At 64.4% G+C, this 24,633-nt stretch carries 22 protein-coding genes and 1 pseudogene; 13 read left to right on the top strand and 10 right to left on the bottom strand.

Annotated elements, in window-relative coordinates:
• The 5 genes from IE127_RS16150 (at nt 1) to IE127_RS16130 (ending at nt 6,527) form a co-directional block, all read left to right on the top strand.
• Entirely contained in the window at nt 1-3,966 is a 3,966-nt protein-coding gene (locus tag IE127_RS16150) for a baseplate multidomain protein megatron (RefSeq protein WP_189426721.1), read from the top strand.
• Nucleotides 3,967-3,975: 9 nt separating this feature from the next.
• Nucleotides 3,976-5,052, top strand: coding sequence for a DUF2793 domain-containing protein (locus IE127_RS16145; RefSeq protein WP_189426720.1), 1,077 nt, complete (start codon nt 3,976-3,978; stop codon nt 5,050-5,052).
• A 20-nt stretch (nt 5,053-5,072) separates the two neighbouring features.
• Nucleotides 5,073-5,360, top strand: a complete 288-nt coding sequence (locus tag IE127_RS16140) for a DUF6127 family protein (protein ID WP_085378178.1) — start codon at nt 5,073-5,075, stop codon at nt 5,358-5,360.
• A 93-nt stretch (nt 5,361-5,453) separates the two neighbouring features.
• Nucleotides 5,454-6,107 carry a YcbK family protein gene (locus IE127_RS16135; protein ID WP_210310534.1) on the top strand — a complete coding sequence of 218 codons (654 nt, stop codon included), beginning with the start codon at nt 5,454-5,456 and terminating at the stop codon, nt 6,105-6,107.
• Nucleotides 6,108-6,269: 162 nt separating this feature from the next.
• A complete protein-coding gene (locus tag IE127_RS16130) occupies nt 6,270-6,527 on the top strand; it encodes a hypothetical protein (RefSeq protein WP_189426719.1) in 258 nt (85 codons plus the stop codon).
• A gap of 26 nt (nt 6,528-6,553) precedes the next feature.
• Here IE127_RS16130 and IE127_RS16125 read toward each other — a convergent pair whose 3' ends face one another.
• The 8 genes from IE127_RS16125 to IE127_RS16095 form a co-directional block, all read right to left on the bottom strand.
• On the bottom strand, nt 6,554-7,033 hold the full coding sequence (locus tag IE127_RS16125; RefSeq protein ID WP_189426718.1) for a DUF411 domain-containing protein: 480 nt from the start codon (nt 7,031-7,033) through the stop codon (nt 6,554-6,556).
• Nucleotides 7,034-7,072: 39 nt separating this feature from the next.
• Nucleotides 7,073-9,406, bottom strand: a complete 2,334-nt coding sequence (locus IE127_RS16120) for a heavy metal translocating P-type ATPase (RefSeq protein WP_189426717.1) — start codon at nt 9,404-9,406, stop codon at nt 7,073-7,075.
• 68 nt (nt 9,407-9,474) lie between these two features.
• Nucleotides 9,475-10,785, bottom strand: a complete 1,311-nt coding sequence (locus IE127_RS16115) for an APC family permease (protein ID WP_189426716.1) — start codon at nt 10,783-10,785, stop codon at nt 9,475-9,477.
• 186 nt (nt 10,786-10,971) lie between these two features.
• Nucleotides 10,972-11,457, bottom strand: a complete 486-nt coding sequence (locus IE127_RS16110; protein WP_189426715.1) for a DUF305 domain-containing protein — start codon at nt 11,455-11,457, stop codon at nt 10,972-10,974.
• A gap of 77 nt (nt 11,458-11,534) precedes the next feature.
• Nucleotides 11,535-11,924 carry a DUF302 domain-containing protein gene (locus IE127_RS16105; protein WP_189426714.1) on the bottom strand — a complete coding sequence of 130 codons (390 nt, stop codon included), beginning with the start codon at nt 11,922-11,924 and terminating at the stop codon, nt 11,535-11,537.
• 16 nt (nt 11,925-11,940) lie between these two features.
• Nucleotides 11,941-12,066: a hypothetical protein gene (locus IE127_RS19825; RefSeq protein ID WP_280516661.1), complete on the bottom strand. Its 126-nt coding sequence runs from the start codon at nt 12,064-12,066 to the stop codon at nt 11,941-11,943.
• Nucleotides 12,067-12,191: 125 nt separating this feature from the next.
• Nucleotides 12,192-13,739 (bottom strand): multicopper oxidase family protein, encoded by a 1,548-nt coding sequence (locus IE127_RS16100; protein WP_189426713.1) that lies wholly within the window; start codon nt 13,737-13,739, stop codon nt 12,192-12,194.
• A gap of 73 nt (nt 13,740-13,812) precedes the next feature.
• Nucleotides 13,813-14,193, bottom strand: coding sequence for a hypothetical protein (locus tag IE127_RS16095; protein WP_210310521.1), 381 nt, complete (start codon nt 14,191-14,193; stop codon nt 13,813-13,815).
• A gap of 93 nt (nt 14,194-14,286) precedes the next feature.
• On the opposite strand from IE127_RS16095, the gene IE127_RS16090 reads away from it, so the two are divergent.
• Nucleotides 14,287-14,748 carry a c-type cytochrome gene (locus IE127_RS16090; RefSeq protein ID WP_189426711.1) on the top strand — a complete coding sequence of 154 codons (462 nt, stop codon included), beginning with the start codon at nt 14,287-14,289 and terminating at the stop codon, nt 14,746-14,748.
• Between the two features lie 27 nt (nt 14,749-14,775).
• Here the strand turns inward: IE127_RS16090 and IE127_RS16085 are convergent, their stop codons facing one another.
• A complete protein-coding gene (locus IE127_RS16085; RefSeq protein WP_189426710.1) occupies nt 14,776-17,007 on the bottom strand; it encodes a heavy metal translocating P-type ATPase in 2,232 nt (743 codons plus the stop codon).
• A gap of 89 nt (nt 17,008-17,096) precedes the next feature.
• Between IE127_RS16085 and IE127_RS16080 the strand changes: the two genes are divergently transcribed.
• The gene (locus IE127_RS16080) at nt 17,097-17,531 is read left to right on the top strand and encodes a MerR family transcriptional regulator (protein WP_189426709.1); all 435 of its coding nucleotides are present in this window, start codon (nt 17,097-17,099) and stop codon (nt 17,529-17,531) included.
• Nucleotides 17,532-17,985: 454 nt separating this feature from the next.
• Here IE127_RS16080 and IE127_RS16075 read toward each other — a convergent pair whose 3' ends face one another.
• Nucleotides 17,986-18,705 carry an NIPSNAP family protein gene (locus IE127_RS16075; RefSeq protein ID WP_189426708.1) on the bottom strand — a complete coding sequence of 240 codons (720 nt, stop codon included), beginning with the start codon at nt 18,703-18,705 and terminating at the stop codon, nt 17,986-17,988.
• 159 nt (nt 18,706-18,864) lie between these two features.
• Here IE127_RS16075 and IE127_RS16070 point away from each other — a divergent pair, with 159 nt between their 5' ends.
• The 6 genes and pseudogenes from IE127_RS16070 to IE127_RS16045 all read left to right on the top strand — a co-directional run bounded on the left by IE127_RS16070 (nt 18,865) and on the right by IE127_RS16045 (nt 24,476).
• Nucleotides 18,865-19,737: a LysR family transcriptional regulator gene (locus IE127_RS16070; RefSeq protein ID WP_189426707.1), complete on the top strand. Its 873-nt coding sequence runs from the start codon at nt 18,865-18,867 to the stop codon at nt 19,735-19,737.
• A gap of 1,024 nt (nt 19,738-20,761) precedes the next feature.
• A pseudogene (locus IE127_RS16065) lies at nt 20,762-21,468 on the top strand (SDR family oxidoreductase).
• Between the two features lie 111 nt (nt 21,469-21,579).
• A complete protein-coding gene (locus IE127_RS16060; RefSeq protein ID WP_189426706.1) occupies nt 21,580-21,873 on the top strand; it encodes a putative quinol monooxygenase in 294 nt (97 codons plus the stop codon).
• A 112-nt stretch (nt 21,874-21,985) separates the two neighbouring features.
• Nucleotides 21,986-22,405 (top strand): GlcG/HbpS family heme-binding protein, encoded by a 420-nt coding sequence (locus IE127_RS16055; RefSeq protein ID WP_189426705.1) that lies wholly within the window; start codon nt 21,986-21,988, stop codon nt 22,403-22,405.
• A gap of 330 nt (nt 22,406-22,735) precedes the next feature.
• Nucleotides 22,736-23,875, top strand: coding sequence for a glutathione-independent formaldehyde dehydrogenase (locus tag IE127_RS16050; RefSeq protein WP_189426704.1), 1,140 nt, complete (start codon nt 22,736-22,738; stop codon nt 23,873-23,875).
• Nucleotides 23,876-23,906: 31 nt separating this feature from the next.
• Entirely contained in the window at nt 23,907-24,476 is a 570-nt protein-coding gene (locus IE127_RS16045) for a type 1 glutamine amidotransferase domain-containing protein (RefSeq protein ID WP_189426703.1), read from the top strand.
• The last annotated feature ends 157 nt before the right edge of the window (nt 24,477-24,633 follow it).

Genomic DNA, 24,633 nt, shown 5'->3' with positions numbered 1-24,633 from the left:
ATGGCCACCCTTGTTCTCGGTGCCGCTGGCGCCGCCATTGGCGGTTCGATCGGCGGCGCCATTCTCGGCGTCAGTGCCGCGACCATTGGCGGCTTCATCGGCTCCAGTATCGGCTCGGTCGTCGACAGCTGGATCATCTCGTCGCTGGCGCCCACGCAGCGCATCGAGGGCGCGCGGCTCGACACGCTGCGCATCACCTCGGCCACCGAAGGGGCTGTGATCCCGAGGCTCTACGGCCGGATGCGCATGGGCGGCAACATCATCTGGGCAACGGATTTCCGCGAGGAGACCAAGACCACCACGCAGGGCGGCGGCAAGGGCGGCGGGGGCGGCAAGGTCAAGACGACCGAGTATCTCTACTACGCCTCTTTCGCCGTGGCGCTCTGCGAGGGCCCGATCACCGGCATCGGGCGCATCTGGGCCGACGGCAAGCCGATGGACCTATCCGGCGTCACCTGGCGCTGGTATCCGGGTGACGAGGCGCAGTCGGCCGATCCGTTCATTGCGGCGAAGATGGGCGCGGCCAATACGCCCGCCTATCGGGGCACGGCCTATGTCGTCTTCGAGGAACTGCTGCTGTCGAGCTACGGCAACCGCCTGCCGCAGCTCTCCTTCGAGGTGTTCCGTCCGCTCGCCGATCCCGACACCGCCGAGGGACTGACGCAGGCCGTCACCATGATCCCGGCCTCGGGCGAGTTCACCTATGCGACGCAGGCGATCCGCAAGACCGATGGCGGCGCGACGGTACCCGAGAACCTGAACGCGCTGGCCGCCTCCACCGACATGGTGGAGGCGCTGGACCGGCTGCAGGCCATGGCGCCGGCGGTCGAGAGCGTCAGCCTCGTGGTGGCGTGGTTCGGCGACGACCTGCGCGCGGGCTCCTGCAAGGTGCGGCCGGGCGTCGAGGTGTCGGCCAAATCCACCACGCCCGCCAGTTGGTCGGTGAATAGCGTCAGCCGCGCCAGCGCCTTCCTCGTCAGCCGCGACGACCAGGATCGCCCGGTCTATGGCGGCACGCCCTCCGACTTCGCCGTGGTGCAGGCGATCCAGGAGATGAAGGCGCGCGGGCTGCGCGTGACCTTCTATCCCTTCATCCTGATGGATGTGCCATCCGGCAACAGCCTGCCGAACCCGTATTCCGACAACGCCGCCGAGACGGGCCAGCCCGCATTCCCCTGGCGGGGCCGGATCACCTGTTCACCTGCAGCGGGGTTCGCCGGGACCGTGGACAAGACCGCGACCGCGGCAAGCCAGGTCGCGGCGCTGTTCGGCGCGGCCACGCCCGCGAGCTTCAGCGTCTCGGGTGAGTCTGTCTCGTGGACCGGGCCATCCGGTGACTGGGGCCTGCGCCGCATGGTGCTGCACTACGCCCATCTCTGCGCAGCGGCGGGCGGCGTCGACGCCTTCCTGATCGGCACCGAGATGCCGGGGCTGACCACGATCCGCTCGGGCGCCAGCAGCTATCCGGCGGTGCAGGCCTATCGGGATCTGCTCGCGGATGTCCGCTCGATCCTCGGGTCCGGGACGAAGATCGGCTATGCCGCCGACTGGTCGGAGTATTTCGGGCACCAGCCGGGCGATGGCAGCGGCGACGTGTTCTTTCATCTCGATCCGCTCTGGGCCGATTCGGAGATCGATTTCGTCGGGATCGACAACTACATGCCGCTCTCGGACTGGCGCGACGGCTTCGAACATGCCGATGCGGCCGAGGGCTGGCCGGCAATCTACGACCGCGCCTACCTGCAGGGGAACATCGCGGGCGGTGAAGGCTTCGACTGGTTCTATGCCAGCGCGGCGGATCGCTCGGCGCAGGTCCGCACGCCGATCACGGACGGTGCGGCGGCCAAGCCTTGGGTCTTCCGCTACAAGGATCTGCGCGCCTGGTGGTCGAACGCGCACTACAACCGCCCGGGCGGGGTGGAGAGCGGCACGCCGACGGCGTGGGCGCCGGAGTCCAAGCCCATCTGGTTCACCGAGCTCGGCTGTCCGGCCATCGACCGTGGGACGAACCAGCCGAACGTCTTCTTCGACCCGAAGTCGTCCGAGAGCTTCACGCCGCATTTCTCGCGGGGCTGGCGCGACGATGCCATCCAGCGCGCCTATCTCGAGGCGACGTATCTCTGGTGGGGCGAGGCCGCGAACAATCCGCTGTCTTCGGTCTACGGCGGTCGCATGGTGCATTTGCCGGAATGCGCCGCCTGGACATGGGACGCACGGCCGTATCCCTTCTTCCCGGCGCTGACCGACGTCTGGACGGACGGGGCGAACTGGCGGCTCGGCCATTGGCTGACCGGGCGGCTCGGCGCGGTGTCGCTGGCGGCCCTCGTGCGGCACCTCTGCCTGCGCGCCGGGCTGCCCGAGGCGCGGATCGACGTCATCGGCCTCTGGGGCGCGGTCGAGGGCTACGCCATCACGGCGCTGGAGAGTCCGCGCGCGTCGATCACCACGCTGTCGCGCCACTTCGGCTTCGACGCCGTGGAGACCGAGGGCGTCATCCGTTTCATCATGCGTGGCCGGGCCTCTGTCGCGACCCTCGCGCCCGACGATCTGGTGGCGGCCCGAGAGGGCGACGTGCTGGAACTGACGCGCGGCCAGGAGACCGAACTGCCGCAGGCCCTGAAATGGCAGGTCGCCCGCGCCGATGAGGATTACGACGCGGCCCTCGTGGAGGCGCGGCGCATCACCGTGGACACGACGCGGATCGCCTCCGAGAACTTCCCCATGGCGGTGCCGCCCGAGGAGGCCGAGCGCCGCTGCCGCCGCGCACTAATAGAGGCGTGGGTGGGACGCGAGACGGCGGCGTTCCGATTGCCGCCCTCGCGGCTGGCGCTGGACCCGGCTGACGCGATCCGCCTCGCGCATGACGGGCGGCTGGTCGACCTGCGGCTCGTCTCCATCGCCGACGCCGAGGCGCGCGGCATCGAGGCGGTCCGCCAGGACCGCGCGACCTACGACCTGCCGTCCGGCGATCCTCGCGCGGCGTCGCTGACGCGTGCCGTCGTGTTCGGCGCGCCGGATGCCGTGCTGATGGAGCTGCCGCAGCTGACCGAGGACCAGCCCGCGCATCGGCCGTTCGTCGCCGCCCACGCGGTTCCCTGGCCGGGCGAGATGGCGGTGTTCCGCAGCCCGTCGACGGACGGGTTTGAGTTGCTGACCACGTTTGGCACTCGCGCCCGGATCGGCGCGCTGGTCTCGGACTTCTACGCCGGACCAACGTCGCGCTTCGACCTCGGCAATGTGCTGGTTCTCGATCTGCTCTCAGGCACGCTGGAAAGCGTCACCGACCTGACACTGTTCGGCGGGGCGAACGCGCTGGCCATCGAGAACGCGCCCGGCACCTGGGAGATCGTGCAGGCAGGCGCGGCCGAGTTGCTCGCGCCCGGCCGGTATCGGCTGACCCGCTTGCTGCGGGGCCAGCGGGGTACCGAAGCAGGGATGGGCAACCCGGCGCCCGCTGGCGCCCGCGTAGTCGTGCTGGACACCGCGCTGGTGTCCCTGCCGATCGCCGAGGCCGATCTCGGCATCCCGTGGAACTGGCGCATCGGCCCTGCCAGCCGACCGGTAACCGACGAGACCTATGTCGCGCAGGCCTTCACGCCAGCAGGCGTCGGGCTGCGGCCGTTCTCGGTCGCCCATGTCGAGCAGCCTTGGCGCAGGCCGCGCACGCCCGGCGTTCTCACCATCCGCTGGACGCGCCGGTCCCGTGCGCTGGCGGCCGACAGCTGGGGCGGGCTCGAGGTCCCGTTGACCGAGGAGCTGGAAGCCTACGAGGTCGAGATCCTCGACGGCGCCACCGTGAAGCGGGTGCTGAGCACCGCCACTACCAGCGCGGTCTACACCGCCGCAGACCAGACCGCCGATTGGGGCGCGCCACTCGGCCCCGGCGACACGCTCGACATCCGCATTTTCCAGCTCTCCGCCCTTGTCGGGCGGGGCGCGCCCAGCACCATCACGCTCACCTTCTGAGGCCATCCCATGTCCGACGCCACGACCCATCTCCTGCTGCCCTACATCCTCGCGGCGCAGGCCCAGAAGCATGTCACCCACAATGAGGCGCTGCGGATCCTCGACGGGCTCGTCCAGCTCTCCGTGCTCGACCGCGATCTGACAGCGCCGCCCGGCAGCCCTGCGGATGGCGACCGCTACATCGTCGGCTCGGGCGCGACGGGCGACTGGGCGGGGTGGGACCTGAACGTCGCGCTCTGGACCGACGGCGCCTGGCTGCGCCTGCCGCCCCGGACCGGCTGGCGCGCGTGGGTCGAGGATGAGGGGCTGCTGCTGGTCTACGATGGGTCTGACTGGGTCGGCACCACGCCCCGCGAGTTGCAGAATATGGCGCTGCTCGGGGTCGGCACCACGGCGGATGCATCGAACCCGTTCTCGGCCAAGCTGAACGCCGCGCTCTGGACGGCGAAGACCGTGGCCGAGGGTGGCACCGGCGATCTGTTCTACACCATGAACAAGGAGGCCGCGGGTGACGATCTCGGCCTCACGCTGCAGACCGGCTTTTCTACCCGCGCGCTGGTCGGCCTCTTCGGCTCCGACCGCTTCCGGCTCGCGGTCTCCGCCGACGGCAGCACCTTCTTCGACGGATTCAGCGTCGACAACGCCACCGGCATCGTCGATCAGCCCCGGCTGCCGCGCTTCAAGGCATACACGAACTACGACAACTACGTCGGCGTGGGCGCCTGGACGAAAATCGGACTGAACAACACCGACACCAACGATCAGGGCGCCTTCGACGCCGCGAACAACCATTTCGTGGCACCCGTCGACGGCACCTACCTCTTCGGCGCGACGCTGCTCTACAAGATCAACGCCAGCGCCACGGCCCGCATGCGCGGGCGGCTGGTGCTGAACGGAACGACCGAAATCCGCGGCTCCCTCGGCGAAATCTCAGCCACCCATGTCTCGCTCGCCACCGCGATCTGGCTGCAGACCATGGTGCCGCTCACCGCGGGCAATACCGTCGAGCTGCAGGGGTATTTCCGGGTCGCGGACGGGTATTTCGCCGCCGATCACACCTCGTTCTGGGGCTGCAAGATCGGCTGAGCGGCGGAAGGAAGATCCCGATGACACCACCCCGATCCGAGGGCTTCGTGCGCATGCCGGACGCCGAGTTCGAGGCGATCCTGACACGCGCGGCCGAGGAAGGCGCAAAACGCGCGCTGGCCGATGTCGGCCTCGATGGCGACGAGGCCGCGCTCGACATCCGCGATCTGCGCTCTCTGGTGGACTGCATCCGCCTGGTGCGCCGCACGGCCATGCAGACCGCTGTCCGCATGATCACCACCGGCGTCATGCTGGCGCTGCTCGCGGGCATCGCCATCAAGCTGAAGATCTTCGGCGGCAGCCCGTAGCCGCTCACCATCCCATCCATCAGCCCAAACGCACCCGCCCTCGAGGCGGGTTTTTTCATCTTGGAGGCCTCATGACCACGACCTTCCACCGCCATTGGCGCGACGTGCCGGAGACCACCTGGCGCTGGCCGAATTTCAGCCCGGCCGAGATCGCCTGCCGGGGGCACTGGCAAGCTGCTGATCAACGAGCCCGCGCTCGACAGGCTGCAGGCGCTGCGCGACCGGCTCGGCAAGCCGCTGATCGTCCGCTCGGCCTACCGCAGCCCCGAGCACAACCGCGCCGTGGGCGGCGCGACCCGCTCCAAGCACCTCGATGGCGCCGCCTTCGACATCGCCATGGCGAACCATGACCCGGTGGCCTTCGAGGCCGCGGCGCGCGAGGTCGGGTTCCTCGGCTTCGGGTTCTACCCGCGATCGGGGTTCATCCATGTTGATCTCGGGCCCGCACGTCAGTGGGGCGAGCGCTTCCCTATCCCGGCGACGGCCTTCGCGGCTGAAACGCCGCCTGCGCGCGAAGTGCTGGCCGACAGCCGCACCATGAAGGGCGGCGGGGCCGCCGGGGTGGCTACGCTGGGCGCAGCCGGCGTCGAGGTCGCGCAGAGCCTCCTCGCCGAGACCCAGTCCGCAATCCTGCCCCTTGTGCCGTACCTCGATACGCTGCGCTGGGTGTTCATCGCCGTCGCGCTCGGAGGCATCGCGGTCACGATCTACGCTCGGCTCGACGACTGGAAGCGGGGGCGGCGGTGATTGCCGATTTGCTCACTGGGTTCGCTGCCAGCTCGAGGGTGCGGTCGGCGCTTCGCTACGGCGCCATTGTCCTCGCCGTGCTCCTGCTCCTGCTGTTGCTTCGGCGTTCTGGCGAGCGAGCGGGACGCCTCGCCGAACGCCTTGAAACCACGGAGAAGACCAATGAAATCCAACGCCGGATGCTGGAGGCTGCGGCTCGCCGTCCTCGGGATCGCAACGAGCTTGCTGAGCGGCTGCGCGATGGTCGGTTCTGAAGCTGGCGGGATCAGGACCTGCCCGCCTGTCGTTGAGTACAGCCCCGCGCTCCAGGCGCGCGCTGCCGAAGAACTGCACCTGCTGCCGGACGGATCAGCGATCGAGGGGATCCTGAGCGACTACGCGGTGATGCGGGAGCAGGCGCGCCTGTGCTCTTCTTTCTGATCAGAAGCTGACTCGCAGCTTGGTGGTCAGGCGGCAGCGTAGCGTGTGAACACCTCGGTCGATCCGTCGCGCCGGATCAACAACACCTCGTAGGCTTCGCGTTCGCTTTCCGGACCCATGCCGGGCGATCCGTAGGGCATGCCGGGCACTGCAAGGCCGACCGCCTCGGGGCGCTCCTCCAGGAGACGGCGAATGTCGGCAACAGGTACGTGCCCCTCGATCATGTAGCCTTCGATGCTACCCGTATGGCAGGAGGCCATTTCCTGCGGGATGCCGTTCTCCAGCTTGTAGCGCATCAGAAGCGTCCCGAGGCTGCGCTCGGTCGTGACGGCGAAACCGTCGTTCTCGAGGATCTCGATCCAAGCCGAGCAGCAGCCGCAGTTGGGGTCCTTCATCACGTGGATCGCCGGTCCGGCGCCTTGCGCGAGCGCCTTCAGTGGCGATGCCGCCAACATGGCGGTCCCGCCGATCAGGATCATGCGGCGCGAAAGTTTATCTTCGGTCATCTGGTTTTCCTCTTTCTGATTGGAAGTTTTTCTGTGGGGTCAGAGATCAATCCGACGCAGCCGCAGCGCATTGCTGATGACCGAGACGGACGAGAGGCTCATCGCGGCCGCCGCGATCATCGGCGAGAGCAGGAGGCCGGTGACGGGGTAGAGCAGCCCGGCCGCGATGGGCACGCCAAGCGCGTTGTAGGCGAAGGCGAAGAACAGGTTCTGCTTGATGTTGCGCAACGTGGCGCGGGCCAGTTTGCGGGCCCGAACGATACCCATCAGATCACCGCCCAGAAGCGTGATCCCGGCGCTTTCCATTGCCACGTCGGCCCCGGTGCCCATGGCGATGCCGACGTCGGCGGCGGCCAGAGCGGGCGCGTCGTTCACCCCGTCGCCCGCCATGGCGATCTTGCGGCCCTTGGCGCGCAGTTGGTCGATCAGCGTCTTCTTGTCTTCCGGCAACACGCCCGCGCGCACCTCGTCGATGCCGAGCCTGTCTGCCACCGCCTGCGCGGTGCGTTCGTTGTCGCCGGTCGCCATGATGATGCGCAGCCCCTGGGCATGCAGCGCATCGATCGCCTGCGCCGTCGACTCCTTGATCGGGTCGGCCACCGCCACAATACCTACAAGCGCCCCGTCCACCGCGACGAACATCGCCGTCTTGCCGAGTGCGCGCAGGGTGTCGGCCTCCGCCTCGGCGTGCGCGGTATCCAGCGCCATCTCTTTCATCATCGCGGCATTGCCGAGCGCCACGCTGCGTCCGCCAACCTTGCCGCGCACGCCCTTGCCCGTGACCGCCTCGAAATCGGTCGCCTCCTGACGGGCGGCACCCTGCGCTTCGGCGCCATCGACAATGGCCGCGGCGAGAGGGTGTTCGGATCCGCGTTCCAGCGCAGCGGCCAGCGACAGCAGGTCAGCCTCGGGCAGGTCTCCCAGCGCGATGGTGTCCGTCAGCCTTGGCTTGCCCATGGTCAGTGTGCCGGTCTTGTCCACGATCAGCGTATTGACGGCGGCCATGCGCTCCAGCGCCTCGGCGTCCTTGATCAGAACGCCCGCTTGCGCGCCGCGCCCCGCCGCCGTGGTGATCGAGATAGGGGTAGCGAGGCCGAGCGCGCAGGGGCAGGCGATGATCAACACAGAGACCGCCGAGGCAATGGCGAAGACCAGCGCCGGTTCGGGTCCGAAGATCATCCAGACTATGAAGGCGATAATCGAGACCGCCACCACGGTCGGCACGAAAATGGCGGAAACTCGGTCGGCCATCCCCTGGATCGGCGCGCGCGAGCGGCGGGCGTTTGACACCATAGCGACGATCTGCGCCAGCACGGTGTCGGCGCCGACCTTGCCGGCCTCGATCACGAGGCTGCCGTTCTTGTTGATCGTGGCCCCGGTCACTTCGTCGCCCGGCCCCTTTTCCACCGGCATCGACTCGCCGGTCAGCATGCTTTCGTCCAGGGAGGATCGCCCCTCGATCACCACCCCGTCCACCGGCACCGCATCGCCGGGGCGCACCCGCAGCCGGTCGCCCTCCATGATGTTTTCCAGCGGCGCGTCGTATTCCGTGCCATCAGGCAGGATGCGCCGCGCAGTCTTTGGCGCCAGATCCAGCAGCGCGCGGATCGCGTCGCCCGTGCGCTCTCGGGCGCGCAACTCCAGCACCTGGCCCACAAAGACCAGCGCCACGATCACCACTGCCGCCTCGAAATAGTTGCCGACGCTGTCGCCCGTCCGGTATTGCTCAGGGAACACGCCCGGCAGGAATGTTGCGACCAGCGAATAGAGATAGGCCGCGCCCACGCCGAGGCTGATCAGGGTCCACATGTTGGGCGAGCGGTTCAGCACCGATTCCCAGCCGCGCTTGAAGAAGGGCCATGCCGCCCAGAGCACGATCGGGGTCGCCAGCACGAATTCCAGATAGCTCGCCGTCCGGTGCCCGATCCAGTCCCGCACCGGCAGGGCAACCATTTCCCCCATTGCCAGAACGATCAGCGGCACCGCCGCGGCCGTTGAGACCCACATCCGGCGGGTGAAGTCGGTCAGCTCCTCGCTCGGCTCGTCCGAGGGCAGCATCGGCTCCAACGCCATGCCGCAGATCGGACAGTCTCCGGGTTCATCGCGGATGACCTCGGGGTGCATCGGGCAGGTGTACTGCGCGTCCGCAGGGGCCGCCGTCTCTTGCCCCGCGGCGCGCCCCGAGGCGTAGAACCAGGGGTCGGCCTTGAACCTTGTCTGGCAACCCTCGGAACAGAAATGGAAGGTCTTGCCCTGAAATGCTGCGTGACGCGTTTCTGACCCGACCTGAACAGTCATCCCGCAGACTGGATCCTTGGCAGTCTCGGTCCCTTCCGGAATGTCGGGCGTCGTGTGTGAATGGTCGTGTTCCATGTTTTGCCAACTTTCATCTGATTTGTTTCAACCTGAGGTTTCCTCCCGCTGGAGGCTCAAGCTATTTCTTAATGGTGAGTGTGTTTCCCCGTTTTGATCGGATTACGCGCCAGGAAGACCCGGACAAACAGGAACACCAGTGCCATGCCGACGATGCCGATCACGACAATCAGCGGATCGGATTGCCATTTCATCGCGGCGAAGGCCGCCAGCACCACGACATCGAGCACGATGGCAGTCAGCAGCACCCAGCCCTGCGCGCCGATCTTCTCGCGCAGATGCCGGAACACACCGAAGTGGATGATGATGTCCATCACCAGGTAGAAGAAGGCGCCAAGCGAGGCGATCCGGCTGAGATCGAAGAAGACCGTCAGGAAGCCAGCGATTACGACCGTGTAGACGAGCGTATGGTCCTTGATCCTTCCCGGCATCCCGAAATGGCTATGCGGGATCATCTTCATGTCGGTCAGCTTCGCCAGCATCCGCGAGACCGCGAATACGCTGGCGATCAGACCCGACGCCGTGGCGACCAGCGCCAGCGCCACCGTCAGGTAGAAGCCGGTCTGTCCGAGGGCGGGCCGGGCTGCCTCGGCCAGTGCATAATCCTTCGCGGCGACGATGCGGTCGAGCGGCAGGCTGGAGCCGACGGCGAAGGCGACAAGCAGATAGACGACGACGCAGATCGCGATGGACAGAATGATGGCCCGACCGACGTTGCGGTGCGGGTCGGTGACCTCTGCGCCGCTGTTCGTGATTGTCGTGAAGCCCTTGAAGGCCAGGATCGACAGCGCGACCGACGCCACGAAGCCGGTGGCGCTCGCGTCTCCGCCCGTCGCCTCGAACGACAGACCGCTGGCCCAAAGCGCGGAAACACCGAACAGCGCGATGCCGCCCACCTTCAGCACGGCCATGACAATGGAGAACAGCCCGACTGACCGGTTGCCCGAGACGTTCACGAGATAGGCGAAAACGATCAGCCCAACGCCAAGAATCGGGACGAGAACGCTCTCCGGGTCGCCGCCGAATGCCCGTAGCGTATAGGTGCCGAAGGTCCGCGCGACGAGGCTTTCGTTGATGACCATCGACAGCGCCATCAGGAGCGAGGCGCCTGCCGCCACTGTCGTCGGGCCATAGGCCTTTTCCAGGATCATCGCGATGCCGCCCGCCGACGGATAGGCGTTCGACATCTTGATATAGGTGTAAGCGCTGAATGCGGTCACGATGGCGCCGACGACGAACGAGAGCGGGAAGAGCGGCCCGGCAAGCTCGGCGATCTGGCCGGTCAGCGCGAAGATGCCCGCGCCGATCATCACACCGGTCCCCATGGCGATGGCGCCGAGGAGGGTGATGCTGTTCTTCTCGTAATCGCTTTTTGTCATGGATTTTCCTTTTCAGGCCCTCTCCGCATTGCCACCCAAAGCAGCGGCAACCCCGTGACGAGCCCGAGGGCGAGCACAGCCCACGTGGCGCGGCCTAGGTCTCCGCTGGCGTCTCACCGCGGAAATGCGCAAGCCGGAAGCCGGTTGATCGTGTCGGCTACTGACGTTCCTTTCGGTTCATGGGCGTCATTCAAGTTCGGCTCGGGGTGTGCCCGCGGGTGCCTCGCCGTTCGCCTCGATGTCTGCGATGTAACTCTTCATCTCGGCAATTTCGCTTCGCTGCGCTTCGATGATTGCATCTGCCAGTGCCCTGACCCTCGGGTCCGAGATATCGGCCCGCTCGCTGGTCAGGATGGCAATGGAATGGTGCGGGATCATCGCCCGCATCCAGGCGAGGTCGTCGACAGTCTCCTGGCTTCGGACAAGCCAGAGCGACAGGGCGAAGGTTACAGCAGCTCCGGCGAAGATCGCGAGATTGAGCCGCTTATTGGAATACATGCCCAGCATGAAAGCGAGCATGATGATCGCCATCACCGCACCCATATAGATCGCCATCCACATGCGCGTCTGCGAGAAGAATATATGGTCGAGTGCGTAGGTGTTGAGATACATCAATCCAAACATCACGACCGTCGAAGTCGCGATCATTGCAAGGAAACGTCCGTAGTTCATATTCCAGCTCCTGATCAAATATTATTGCCGTTTTGACACCCCGAGCAGAGTGATCCCAAGAATCGCAAAGGCTCATCTCAGATCGCCTCGACCGCCTTCGCCAGAAGGTCTCGGACCTCGCCCGCCACGGCGGTCAGTTCGGCGTTCTCGATCGCCTGCATCGAGGCCACGGGGTCGACCGCGCTGACCTCCACGCCGCCGCCATCGACTTGGCGTAGGATGACGTTGCAGGGCAGCATCGCGCCCACCCGAGGTTCGATCCCGATCGCCCGATGCGCCATCTTCGGATTGCAGGCTCCGAGGATGCGATAGGGCGACATCTCGACATCGAGCTTCTTTTTCATCGTCGCCTTGACGTCGATCTCGGTCAGCACGCCGAAGCCATGATCTGCGAGCGCCTTGCGCGTTCGCGCATCGACATCGTCGATCCCGGTGCCCGGAACCATGCGATTGATTGTGTAAGCCATTGAAAAGTCCTTTCCTTCATTTCCGGAGGTATTTGATCAGCGCCGCTATTGCCAAAACCAGCAGCACGAGGATCAGCAGGCCGAAAAGCCAGCCTAACCCCATTCCGAAACCCATTCCGGGGCCCATGTCGTTCCAGTTCATCATCTCATCCTCCTGGTTTTCCTGCTGCAAGGTGCACCGTGTGATCTGCTCTTGCGGCATCGGCCGTCAGCCCGGCACGGTTTGGGGCCGCTATGGGGGCGCCCTATCCGAACGCCCCGGCCGGATCAGACGGACGCCGTGACCGCGAACTCGGTCATCATCCCGCTTGCGAGGTGCGGCATGTGGTGACAGTGCAGCATCCAGTGGGCGGCCTCGCCGGCATCGAGGGCGACATCGACCATCGACATCGGTGGCACGTGGACCGTGTCGCGCAAGGCACCGGCGACACGCCTCCCGTTCAGGCCGACGACCTGGAACACATGCCCGTGCAGATGCATCGGGTGGGCCATCATCGACATGTTGTGAAACGACAGCACGACCCGCTCGCCGCTGCGTGCGGTGATCGGCTGGTGCTGGCCCCAGATGGCGCCGTTGATCGTCCAGACATAGGGCTGCATCGCGCCGCCCAGCATCAGCATCTGGCTGCGATCCACCGGCCGGTCCGGCAGGGCGTTCAGAGCGACAAGGCGTGCCTCCTGTGCCAGATCGGTGTCGAAAGCGGGCGCTTCTGACTCCGCAAGGGGATCGAGACGCCGAACCTCGGCACCCTGCGTGGCGAGGATCAGGCCGGTGCGCTCCCGCGCGCCTTCGCGCAACGCGAGGATCGGCCAGGCGCCGCCTTCCTTCGGCAGGTCGATCTCGATGTCCAGACGCTGGCCCATCGCCAGCCCGAACCGGTTGCCCGCGATAGGCTGGACGGCGTGGCCGTCCACCGCAACGAGGCGTGCCTCGGCCGCCCCGCTGTCGATCCAGAACACCGTCGCCGCGGCGGCGTTGATCACGCGTAGCCGGATGCGCCCGCCACGCTCGACCTGCACGACCTCGGGGTCCGACAGGGTCCGGTCGTTGGCGAGATAGGCGTCCCAGTCATGGTCGTTCAGGTCCATGGCCATGCCGCCCATCTGGCCGCCCATGCCCATCATCCCGCCCATTTCAGGCATATTGCCCATCGCCATGCCGCCCATGGCGCCGTGCCCCATACCGCCATGCCCCATGCCCGGCATCCCGCCCAGCCCCTCCATGGGCACGCCCTGTCTGGGGCTCGCTTCGGCGGCGGCGGCATGACCTGCGCCGTGCCCGCCGCTGATCTCCGCCAGAACCTCCTCCGGGGTCTTGAAGGAGAAATCATGCAGGAACATCACGACTTCCTGCCTGTCGGCAGCGATATCCTCCTGCGAGCGCACGATCAGCGGCGCGGCGAGCAGCCGCATCTCCTGGATCGGCACATGGCTGTGCATCCAGTGGGTGCCCGGCCGCGCCTCGAAATCGTATGACCGGGTCTCTCCCGGGGCGAGCAGCGGCATCGGCATGTCCGGCACGCCGTCCTGCACATTGGGCGGGATCTGGCCATGCCAGTGGATGATGGTGCCCACATCGAGATCGTTGGTCAGATCGACCCGGAACCTCTGGCCGGGGTCGAGCACCAGGCCCTGACCGCCGGGACCGGCAAGGCCAAAGACAGTGGCCGCGCGTCCGTCGATGTCGAGCGTCCGTGTGGCGGCCGAGAGGCTGATCGCCGCCCCGGTCTGGGCAAACGCAAGGCGGGGCATCTGAGCTGCGGCAATGGCTGCCGCACTGGCGGCGAGAAAGCCGCGTCGTGAAAGGGTATTCATGGTCGTCTCCTCGGGACCTTAGGTCCCGTTCATCAAAACCGATGGGACGCCACGGGCACCGGCCCGGGCGCGCTCAGAGGAGACGGAGCTTGGGAGGTCGTTCGTTCAGCCCCGGCGCGCGGCTGACGGGACTTGCCTCGGACGGAAGGTCATGCCGGGCAGGACCGTGGGCCCGTCCGGATTCGCCGGTTGGCGATATCAGGAAGGCCGAAAGACCCGCACAGACGAACTCGCACATCCCGGCATCGGCCGCGCCACAGTGCTGTCCGGCGTCACAGGTGCGTTCCGCAATGTCCGACGAATGCACCATGCCTGCGACATGCGATTCACGATCCACGCCAGAACTCATGCGCGCAGCATGCGCAGAGGCGAGGCTCGTCACCACGGTGATCGCGAGTATGGCAAGCAAGGTGGCGAGACGGCGGATCATGCTGGCAAAATAGGTACTGCTCACGAGAATGTCCATTGTCGCCGAAGGCAGGCGTCTGGCAAACCTGCACCTCTACGTGAGGCCAATGACCTTCTGTCGTGATCGGGGCCCGAAATCTTGAGATATGGCGTTCGAAATATTGTGGTGGTGGGATTGCTCGTCGGAGGTCTGATCGTCGCTCTTTTTAGCGATCGACTCTTTCCCGGCACTGCATCCGATGCCGTCGTGTCGGCGGAGGTGATCGCGCAGGGGCGGCAGGTCTATGCAGATCAGTGCGCCGCCTGCCATGGTGCGGATCTGGAGGGCCAGCCCGACTGGCGCTCGCCGCTACCGTCCGGCCGGTTGCCGGCGCCACCGCATGACGCCAGCGGCCACACCTGGCACCATCCCGACGACATGCTGTTCCGCATCGTCAAGAAAGGTACGGCCGCCATCGTCGGTGGCGGGTATGAGAGCGACATGCCAGCCTTCGCAGACGTGCTGGGTGATCCGGAGATCCGGGCCGTCCTCGCTTACATCAAGAGCAGATGGCCGGAGCGAGAGCGCGGATACCAACAGGCGGTAACGAGGGGCGAGTGAACACCGCACCGAAGGGGTGAAAGCGTCTCACATCTCGCGATCCGGGTTGAAGGCAAGGAGCCGCAACGCGTTGAGCGTCACCAGCACCGTCGCCCCGGTGTCGGCGAGGATCGCGATCCAGAGTCCGGTGATCCCGAGGACGGTGGTCACGAGGAAGACCGCTTTCAGACCAAGCGCGATCGCCACGTTCTGGTGGATATTCGTCATGGTGGCGCGGGCGAGCCTGATCTTGCCGGCAACGTCCGTGACCCGGTTGCGCAGGATCGCGGCGTCGGCGGTCTCGAGTGCCACATCGGTTCCGGATCCCATGGCCACGCCGACATGCGCTGAGGCCAGGGCCGGGGCGTCGTTGATGCCGTCGCCGACCATGAGGACCCGACCATTCGCCACCATCTCGCGGATTGCGGCGACCTTGTCCTCGGGCATCAGTTCGGCGCGGTGCTCGATTCTCACATGGCCTGCGATCGCGGCGGCGGTACGGGCATTGTCGCCGGTGAGCATGACCGAGCGGATACCGAGCGTGCGAAGCTGACGCACCGCCTCCGCCGCATCCTCGCGCGGCTCGTCGCGAAGAGCGATCAGCCCGATCAGTCGGCCCGGTCGGAAGACTGCCACGACGGTCTTGCCCTCTTCTTCGAGACGGGCCGCAATATGGCTGACCTCATCGTTCATGACGCCGCTGGTTCCAGCGAACCGTGGCGAGGCTACCCATGCAGGTTCGCCACCGATCACCGCCTCCGCTCCCTTTCCGGGCAGCGCCCTGGCTGCGGAAGCCGGCAGCGACGGGGCGCCGTCAGCCTGTGCGCGCGCAAGGATCGCCGCCGCCAGCGGGTGGCTCGACCCGGATTCGACTGCGGCGGCCAGCGACAGAACCTCAGTCTCCGTCCCGCCGAGGGGGACCACGTCCGTCACCCGGGGACGACCGAGGGTCAGCGTGCCCGTCTTGTCGAACGCAACATCCGTGATCCGGGCCGCCGCCTCGATGACCGCGCCACCCTTCATCAGCAGACCACGGCGCGAGCCCGAGGAGAGCGCCGAGGCGATGGAGGCCGGCACCGAGATCACGAGGGCGCAGGGACAGCCGATGAGGAGCAGTGCGAGCGCGCGGTAGATCCAGACATCCCAGGCCTGCGCGAAAGCGAGCGGCGGGACGATGGCGACCAGCAGCGCGACCCCGACCACGGCAGGCATGTAGACGCGGCTGAAGCGGTCGATGAAACGCTCGGTCGGTGCGCGGGCACTCTCGGCTTCCTCGACCAGACGGATGATGCGGGAGATCGTGTTGTCCTCGGCCGCCTTCGTGACCTGCACGCGCAGCGCGGCCTCGGTGTTGATCGAACCTGCGAACACCGCGTCGCCCGGCTCCTTCGGTTTCGGCACGCTCTCGCCCGTGACCGGGCTCTCGTCCACGCCTGAGATACCGTCGATCACCTCTCCATCTGCAGGGATACGAGCACCAGGACGCACGAGCACGATCTGCCCGATCGCAAGCGCCTCGGCGGGCACTTCGCGGGTTCTCCCATCCACTTCCAGCAGCGCCGTCTTCGGCACGAGACTGGCGAGGCTTCGAATCCCGTCGCGGGCCTTGTTCGCAGCGACACCTTCAAGCACCTCGCCCATGGCAAAGAGGAACACGACCAGCGCGGCCTCTTCGTCGGCATTGATGAACAGCGCTCCGGTCGCGGCGATGGTCATCAGCATTTCGATGGTGAAGGGCATGCCCGCATGGGCAGCGCTGAAAGCCCTCCGCGCGATGGGCGCAACCCCGATCAGCGTCGCGAGGACGAATGCCCAGCGCGCGACTTCGTCCGACGCCAGAAGGTTCACAGCCCAGGCGACGACGAGCAGCAGCCCGGTGCCAATGACAAGACGCCCCTTCCTAGTCCGATGCCATGGCAGCGAACGCGCGATGGAGCCGCCGGCTACAATGCCTTCGGGAGCGCGCGCGGGCTGGTCTTCGAAGGCGGCACCGCTGCCGGTGGCAGGACGTCCGCTTTCGGGCAGTACGAAGCCCTTGCGCGCGGGTATAGTCCCTTTCGGAGCGATGCCGTATCCGACTGACCGGACCACCGCCTCGACGCGCTCGCGCGTGGTCTGCCCCTCATCTAGCGTGACGCGCAGCCGCTCCGTCATCAGGGCAACCTCGACCTGGCTTACACCCGGCAGACGCTCGACCGCAGTCCGGACCTTGCCCGCGCAAGCCCCGCAATCCATGCCGGTGACCGTCCACTCGCAACTTGCTCCATCGCTCGTCGTCATCTTGTCCTTCCACTCGCAGCACGCGGCTCTTGTTATTCTCGCATCGGAAACCTGAAGTCTCTAGCAGCTAGAGGTTCAAGAGGCATCTGATGCTCACCATTGGAAAATTGGGCGACGCGGCCGGGGTGAAGGTGCCGACGATCCGCTACTATGAGCAGATCGGGCTCCTGCCGGAGCCCGAGCGGAGCGCCGGGAACCAGCGGCTCTACGGGAAGTCCGCGCTGGAACGGCTGGCCTTCATTCGCCACTCCCGCGAGCTAGGGTTTCCGTTGGAGGCGATCCGCGACCTCCTGAGCCTTTCCGACCGACCGGACCAGTCGTGTGCAGCCGCCGACATCATTGCGAAGGACCAGCTTGCCGCGGTGGAGGCGCGCATCGCGCGTCTGACGGCGCTGAAGGCGGAGCTGGAGCGGATGATTACCCAGTGTGCGCAGGGGACCATCGCCGACTGCCGGATCATCGAGGTGCTCGGCGACCATTCACACTGCGCGCAGGACCGCAGGACTTCCGAGGCAGTTGGGTGAGAGCATTGTCGACTATGGCAATCTATGCCGCCGCGGCTTTGGCCGAACCTGCGGGCTTTTCGACTGATGCTGCAATCGGCTTGTTGGCAGCTCAGGCGGATCAACAATATCAATGACTTGAAGTGGAGAAGGTTGGAGGTCAGGCCCATTCCCTCCGCCACTTTGGTAAAAACCGGGAACGCCGATTCCAGCCGACTTTCCTCCTTTGGTGGCTACCGGCGTCCTCAATAGGGTGTTTTTCGCTGATCTTGATGTAGATCGCGTCGTCCGCGATCTCGGCGTGTTGGGCGAAGGCGCGGACATGTTCCCGCCGATAGCCGCCCTTTCCAAGCCGGAGGCGAGTGCGAGCTTCGCTTGCCAGTTCCGGCACGGCCGCTTTGCCGTGAATCTAAATTCAAACAGCAAAGCGCCCGATGGGTTCCACCGGGCACTTCTTTCTCAAGTCACCTCGAGATTACTTGGTAGCGAGGATTTCGAAATTGTGGACGTTTGCCACCACACCGTCGTCCCATCCACCTGAGATCAATTCTGAAGCCTTTTCATTCAGGAGTCCGGCGACTTGTCCGGCAAAGTGCGCTTCGCGGCCAGAGTTGTCGGCAAAGATGTCGAAGATGGCGAAGTTGGTCTCGTCAATCTGCAGCGCCGCCCAGAACAATGTCTTGGGTTCAGTTTCTGCGACGATGGGGCCGGCGGCGGTCAGCAAGGCTGCCAATTCGGAGCCTTTACCTGGAGCAGCTTCGAGCTTGATGTAAGTTGCGGTCGTTGCCGTGTAGAGATCAACCGGCGCTTTTGCCGACAGGACATCGGAGTTGTTGATATTCGCGACAACACCGTCGTCCCATCCTCCGTCGACCAACGTGTCGGCGTTTTGGTTCAAAGCCGCAGCAACCGCTCCTGAGAAGTGAGTGTCGCGTGCTTCTTCGTCTGCGAAGATGTCAAAGATTGCGAGCGTATCGTCGGCTTGCAGAGCAAACCAAAGTACAGTGCCCGGCTCTGTTTCTCGCACGATAGGTGCGGCACCAGCCAGAAACTCCGCGAAGGCTCCGGTCTGGCCTTCGGCGGCCGGCATGGCGATGTAGCTGGCTGTATGATTTACCATTGGGTTGTCCTGTGCAGTTGCAGAAGTTGTGATCAGCGCCAGTGCGGCGACTGTCTGAAGGATTTGCGTTTTCATGGTCGTCTCCTGATTTGAAGTGCTTCAGGTTTGGTTTCGATGCACTCTTGTCCCATGCCGGATGCGCCGGGCTCCAATTCCGAAATTCTATTCTTTGATAGACGTGGGCTATCGAACTTGTTTTGATGGCCTGAATGAGATGTAACGGAGAATGCGGCGATGGAAATGAACCAGATCAGGTATTTTCTCGCTGTCTGCGAGCACCGAAACTTCACCCACGCAGCCAGCGCCTCCAATGTCTCCCAACCTTCCTTGACGACTGCGATCAAGAAACTTGAAGACGAGCTTGGAGGTGACCTGTTTGTCAGGGACCGTGCGGGATGCAGGCTTACGGCCCTCGGAAAACTCATGCAGCCAAGGTTGCAGAAGGCTCACGATGAGACGCGACAGGCGAAGGCAGAGGCGGTCCGTCATATGCGCTTGGAGCGGGTTCCAATCTCTGTCGGTGTCGGCGAAACGATTGGCCACAACAGGATTTCGGCAGCTATGGAGCGTACTCGTACGAGATTGCCGCAAGCCGAAATCGAATTGATCGTTGCATCATCCTCCGAGCTTCTTGCCGGGTTGCGAGATGGTGAATTTGACGTTGTGGTCACCGCAGAGAAGGTCAGTAAAGACCTCTATCGTATAGACCATCTCTATGAAGAGGACTACAAGGTCGTGGTGTCAAAGTCGCATCCGTTGTCTGAACTAAGTGCGATTTCTCTTTCGACTCTTGCTAAAACTGACATGCTTGACCGCCTAAATTGCGAAATGCGGGATGTCTTGCATGGGACCTGCGCGGATCATGGTCACGAACTCTACGCGGCCTATCGGTCAAATCGCGTGGATTGGTTAGTTGAACTTGCTCGGCAAGGGTCAGGTGCGGTGATCCTGCCAGCCACCGCTATTCCTTCGGACATGGGCCTGGTGTCGAAACCCATCGATGGTCTTGAAATATCAAGAACTGTTTTGGCCCTTCGATATCGGCACCAAACGACGAGACCAGAGACAAATGATCTGATCCGTGAGATGACGCGCACGCTGGCGTAGTGAGGTCGGTAATCGACATTCGCCCATCGTGCAGCATTCGTCACTTTGGGCTCAGACCTGACTTTCGCGGCATCACGCTCGAACGTCCGTTCTACTTTTCTTCGAGATCTCGCCAGCAATCCGCCACTTAGCGCTGGAGAAATTGCGCCAGATTGCGGTGAAGGTCACAGCGAACCACACCCATTGTGTGCGGTGATAGTCGTCGGTGACGAGGCCGTACTCTTCAAGAAGCCACCGCGCCGCGTGAGGCGACCTTCGGCGCGGGTAACAGTGGGTGGGTTCTTTTCAATCTTGAGGAGCCGCTTGATTTCCCTGATGACCTCTTCAGCAGACGTCCCCGACTTTGCCGTCGGGTGGAAGTGAATGAACGGCAGGTTTCGGGCGCCGAACGCGGCGCTCCGAACGGCGACAATGGGGTCGGTGGCCGCCTGTCTACTTCCTCGGAATCACCTGACCTACCGCTGGGGGGGGTGGGTAGCTGACTGTTGGCTTCAAAGCCGCTTATAGCAGACCGTCTTGCTTCCGGACATGAAGGTCGCTGCTCCTCGGCAGGACGGCGCGTGAATAAGCTCGCCTGCCTCGTGCCGCTGCTGACTGCTGCGACGGTCACATCATCTGCTGAGCATGAGGCAGCCGACTGCGAAGAACACTGACCTGCCCGCACTTCCGACTTCCCCGCACCATTGGCCTGTGCCAATGCGCGTTAGGCTGCGCTCGGTCCTGGGTCGTCGTTGCCACCGTGGAATGCGCGGACAGAACCAAGGACGGGTGAAGGTTCTCGACTGGAAACAATCGAGAGCTTCGGCCTTGCCGATGCCGCGTTCCGAACGCTTATAATTCTGAGTGTCTCGCTTGTCCCGTCGGGACGAAGTGCTTTCACCACCTGACCGACGCTAGCGCCAATCAGAGCGGACGTCGGCCAGAGCGCCCAGAGCTGCGGCTGCAATGCCGCCGGCACCAAAGGCAAATCCGAAGAAGATACCGGCAACCATCCCAACGCGGCCCGGCATGAGCTCCTGTTCTCATTACCGGCGGCAGCACCGGCATCGGCGCGTAAACCGCGCGTCTTCTCGCGGAACGCGGCGCCAAGGTGGCCATCGCCGCGCGGCGCAAGAACAGGCTCGACGAGGTCGTCGCGGACATCGCCGCAATTGGCGGCACGGCACGTAGCTACGCGCTGGACGTGACCGATAAATCAGTGATCCAGTCCGTCGTCGCCGCAATCATTGCCGACTTCGGCCGCCTCGACGTGCTGATCAATAACGCCGGGCTGATGCCGATCCGTCCGATGGCCGAGGTCAACACCGACGAGTGGGACCAGATGATCGACGTCAATCTGAAGGGTACGCTCTACGGCATCGCGGCGGCCCTTCCCGGTTTTCTCGAGCAGGGCAGCGGTCACATCATCAACTTGAGCTCGGTTGCGGGCATCAAGGTCTTCGCACCGGGCGGCACGGTCTACTCCGGCACCAAGTTCGCCGTCAGCGCGATCAGCGAGGGCTTGCGCCCGAGATGGGGGAAAAGGTCCGGGTCACGTCAATCGAGCCTGGAGCTGTCGAAAGCGATTTGAAGTTCACGACCTCTAGCGCGGCTGCCGAGACGGTGCTGGACTTCTACAAGCAGGCCGTCCCGGCGGCATCGGTGGCGCGTGCTATCGCGTTCGCTGTCGAACAACCTGATGACGTCGACGTCGACGCGATCGTCATCCGGCCGACCGCACAGCAGTTCTGATTTCGACGAGGAGGCGGGGTCGCGTGTGCTCCGCCTCATGGGGAACCTACCGGCCCGCTCGTCCGTTACTTTGCCGAATAATATCTGTCCGTTTCACTTGAGGAGTCATTTATGCCCAAACTTGCCCTGTATGTACCACTGAAGGCCAAGCCCGGAAAAGAGCGCGATGTCGCCAATTTCCTGACCTCGGCATTGCCGCTCGTTCAAGCTGAGGCGGGCACTGTGACCTGGTATGCGATCGAGGAAGGTCCCGGTGCGTACGCGATCTTCGATACGTTCGACACAGAGGAGGATCGGCAGGCCCATCTTGACGGCAAGGTTGCCGCCGCACTGATGGACAAGGCAGAAGAACTGTTTTCTGAACCGCCGCAGATTCACAAGTTCACCCTGCTGGCCGCGAAATAGCGGAGCGGTCGGCACCCTAGCGCGTCGCTCTCATCGCCCGCGTCGGGGGGGGGACCCGGGCGCGGCGGCGTGCGTTGAGCTGCTTTCCCCGAGCCGGCCACGGAGACACGCCATGCGCACCACCCAGACGCTCGACTTGAACGACGCGCGGACGATCATCGATGCGGGGATCGCGGAGGCCGAGCGGATCGGCAACCCGATGAACATCGCGGTGGTGGACGCGGGCGGCTGCCTCCTAGCGTTCGCGCGGATGGACGGTGCGTGGCGCGGCAGCGTCGACATCGCGATCGGCAAGGCGTGGACGGCGCGCGCGTTCGACGTCGAGACCAAGGCGCTGGAGAAGCTCGCCCAGCCGGGCGCCGACTTCTACGGCATCCATGCCTCCAACGACGGCAAGGTGATGATCTTCGCCGGGGGCGTGCCGGTCAAGGAGGGCGAGACGGTGATCGGCTCGGTGGGCGTGTCGGGCGGCACCGGCAAGCAAGACCAGGGCGTGGCCGAGGCGGCGGCGCAGGCGTTCGCGCGCGGCTGAGCCTTGGAGCACGGTGCCGGGCGCGGCGGCGCCGGCTCAGTCGACGCGGTTCAGTCGACGGCGGCGGGCTCGGGCGCCGGGCGCGCCTCCCGCGCGGCGCGGGTCGCCTCCGCTTGGCGCGTTATTCGGCCGTTCTGGCCCAGTCATTCAGAAACCGCCGTGAATCGATCCTAGGATGGCCCTACGGGAAGGAACCTTTCAGGTAGTAGAAGGTTAAGGAAACTGAGATCTTGGAAGGGTGCGATTTCCTCCGCCGTTGCGATGGACCGGATCATCACCAAGCTTTTGATTTGATGACGCGTTGAGAAGAGCTGCGAAAGGAAAAGATCCGTGAAAGCTGTCGTGTACAACGGGCCTAAAGATGTTTCTGTCAATACCATCGACGATCCCAAGATCGAGAAACCGACCGATGTGATCATTCGGGTGACCACCACCAACATTTGCGGGTCTGACCTTCACATGTACGATGGCCGTACCAGCTTCGAGAAGGGCAGGGTCTTCGGTCACGAAAACCTTGGCGAAGTCATCGAGGTCGGCGCTGCCGTAGATCGGATCAAGAAAGGCGATCGCGTCTGTATGCCGTTCAACGTGGGTTGCGGGTTCTGCGAAAATTGCGAACGCGGTCTGACGGCGTTTTGCCTCACGACCAACCCCGGAACCGCCGGCGCAGCGTATGGCTTTGCCGAGATGGGGCCGTGGCAAGGCGGTCAGGCCGAGTTGATGCGCGTTCCTTATGCGGACTTCAATTGTCTGAAGCTGCCCGAGGACGCTGAGGAGAAGGAGGATGACTATGTCATGCTCTCCGACATCTTCCCGACGGGTTGGCACGGCGTCGAAATGTCCGGTTTCCTGCCCGGCGAAAGCATCGCGATCTACGGCGCTGGTCCGGTCGGTTTGATGGCCGCGCACTCAGCCCAAATTCGCGGTGCCTCTCAGATCTTCGTGGTCGATTCTCACGATGACCGCTTGAAACTGGCCGAGGCGATGGGCGCGATTCCGATCGACATGCGCAAGGGCGATCCCGCCCAGCAGATCCTTGACGCAACCGACGGCCGCGGGACCGACCGGGGGGTCGAGGCGGTCGGGTATCAGTGTTGCGATCGCCACGGCAAGGAGCGCAGCAATTACACGATGAACTGCCTCGTCAAAAGCACGAAGGCCACCGGCGGAATCGGCGTCGTCGGCGTGTTCGTTCCGGAAGACCCGAACGCGCCCGACGATCTTCAGAAGGAAGGCAAGATTGCGTTCGACTTCGGCAACTTCTGGTTCAAGGGGCAGAAGATCGGCACCGGACAATGTAATGTAAAGCATTATAACCGGCGGCTGATGAACCTTATCGAGCATGGCCGGGCCAATCCTGCCCAAATCATCTCGCACCGGCTGCCGCTTGATCAGGCACCAGACGCCTACAAGCATTTCGACGAGCGCGATGGTGGTTGGACGAAGGTCTTGCTCAAGCCCGGCACCTGACCTTAGTCTTCGACGGAATAGGAAATAAATTATGACTTTGGAAGGCAAATCAGTTGCCATTCTGATCGCACCCCGCGGGACGGAAGAACCAGAATTCTCGAAGCCCAAGCAAGCTGTCGAGGAGGCTGGCGGCAAAGTGACCGTGGTCAGTTTTGAAACGGGCGTGGCTCGTACAGTCAATAGCGACCTTGACGAGGGCGGCAGCTATACTATCGACAAGACGTTTTCCGAGGTCAAAGCCGACGATTTCGACGGACTTGTTGTGCCCGGAGGGACTGTTGGTGCCGACAAGCTGCGCGGCAGCGTCGAGGCAATTGGTTTCATCCGGGCTTTCTTCGATCAAAAAAAACCGGTTGCGGCTATATGCCATGCACCCTGGACATTGATCGAGGCGGGCGTGCTTAAGGGTCGCACCTTGACGTCCTACCCGACGCTGAAGGTCGATATCGAGAACGCCGGCGGTGCATGGACCAATGAGGAAGTCGTGGTCGACAACGGCCTTGTTACCAGCCGCGATCCCAATGATTTGCCCGCCTTCTGTGCCAAACTCGTTGAGGAAATCGCAGAAGGTGTGGGCGTAGCGCTCGAAGCAGGGAATTAAGACGGGGCTTTTCGACGAACCATGTGAGAGCCCTCTCCTGGAGAAGGTCCGCACAAAGCAAGTGTGGCGGATGGCCAGCGATTGGCCGTCCGCCACGCCGCATATCACACGAACATGGCGCACCTGACGGGCACTCAAACCCTAAGCCGCGTCAACC

The sequence above is a fragment of the Devosia pacifica genome, assembly GCF_014652635.1.
GTDB classification, from domain to species: Bacteria; Pseudomonadota; Alphaproteobacteria; order Rhizobiales; family Devosiaceae; genus Devosia; species Devosia pacifica.
The sequence above is the reverse complement of the archived record's forward strand: the minus strand, read 5'-3'. Positions and strand labels throughout refer to the sequence as shown.